Genomic DNA, 1,663 nt, shown 5'->3' on the forward strand with positions numbered 1-1,663 from the left:
AAAGGCAAAAAAGACCGCTACGTACCGCTTTCAGAACATTTAATTCGTGGGCTGAAAAAATACATCGAAGCCGAAAAACCCCAAGATTATGTTTTTAATGGACAGCCTTTGCCTAATGGAGCCGGTGGCGATTTTGACAATCGGTATTCGCAACGAGGCGTGCAATGGGCAGTGAAACAAGTCGCCAAAGCAGCGGGTATTATCAAAGAAGTTCATACCCATACGCTTCGGCACAGTTATGCCACGCATTTGCTCGAAGACGGTATGGATATTATGACTTTGAAAGATCTTTTTGGACACCAGAATGTTGAGACCACAATGGAATATCTACATATTGCCCAACTCGAGAGTCAGCGCATTTTTAGTCCACTCGATACCCTTTTTGCCCAATGCAGCCGGCGGTAAGCTGCACTGGGCGAAGTCGAAGTGAAGTATCGGATGTACTGCGAAAAATAGGCCCAAGAATTGAAAACTATGGATTAAATACTTGGCAAATTCGCACGCTTTACGCCATTAAAAAATTTAGAACAGCCGAGTTGGGTGGTCATATCGATGCTTGCGATAGTTGTGGTACTCTCACTGTAAGCTACAACTCTTGCCGCAATCGGCATTGCCCGAAGTGTCAGGGTAACAAACGAGAAGATTGGATACAAGCTAGAAGCACAGAACTCTTGCCGGTGTCGTACTTCCACGTCGTTTTTACCTTGCCAAGCAGTGTCAATTCTTTGGCGATGCATCAGCCCAAGATGGTGTATAATACCTTATTTGAAGCGACATGGGAAACGCTTCAAAGTTTTGGTAAAGGCAAGCAAATGCAAATGGGAATGATCGCCGTTTTGCACACTTGGGGACAACAATTGAGTTTGCATCCGCACCTGCATTGCATTGTTCCAGGCGGTGGTGTGAATAAAAATGGACAATGGCAAAACAGTAGAACAGACGGTAAATTTCTGTTTCCAGTCAAGGCGTTGTCTAAGGTTTTCAGGGCTAAATTTTGCGAAAAACTCAAGGCGAAATCGCCTACTCAATACGAACAAATCCGGCAGGAATTATGGCAAAAACCATGGGTAGTATTTGCTAAGAAACCTTTTGGAAGTCCCAAATCAGTGGTGGAATATTTAGGCAGATACACCCATAAAATAGCCATCAGCAATAATAGAATTAAGAGTATCGACGAGCAAAACGTGACTTTTGATTACAGGATTACCGCGTAGCGGGCGTTAAAAAACAAATGACACTAACTCATCAGGAATTTATCAGGCGGTTTTCGTTGCATATTTTGCCCAAACGGTTTGTAAAAATCCGTCATTATGGTTTTTTGAGCAGCACTTGGAAGCGTCAAAAGCTGAAACTTTTACAGGAAAAACTTAAGGTAAAAGTTTTAGAAAAAGCAGAAAAGAAGTCCTTTTTACCCAAGTGTCCTTTTTGTAAAACAGGCAATTTACACCGCATAGCGGTTTTTGACCAGCGTGGTCCGCCTGCTTGGTTTCTTGGCCGTAGTCAAAACGCCATTCCCTATAAAAATTAATTTTACGGGTAAGGGAACTTGTGTTCAAAAATGAAGGAAAACATGAAAAAAACCAAGTTGAAACAACTCCACAAAAAAAGAGGAACAAAATCCTCTTGAAAATACCTCTACAATCTTTACGATAACTCCATAGTG

General features: G+C 42.1%; 1 protein-coding gene and 1 pseudogene. Both read left to right on the forward strand.

Annotation, left to right across the window (positions count from 1 at the left end):
* A partial coding sequence (locus ACNQGD_RS14945) for a tyrosine-type recombinase/integrase (protein WP_417999837.1) occupies positions 1-405 on the forward strand: 405 nt, incomplete at its 5' end.
* Positions 390-1,528, forward strand: a pseudogene (locus ACNQGD_RS14950) (IS91 family transposase). The gene ACNQGD_RS14945 and the pseudogene ACNQGD_RS14950, both read left to right, overlap by 16 nt.
* The last annotated feature ends 135 nt before the right edge of the window (positions 1,529-1,663 follow it).

Origin of the sequence: Flavobacterium glucosi (assembly GCF_048286535.1) — a bacterium.
In the GTDB taxonomy this organism is placed as follows: domain Bacteria; phylum Bacteroidota; class Bacteroidia; order Flavobacteriales; family Flavobacteriaceae; genus Flavobacterium.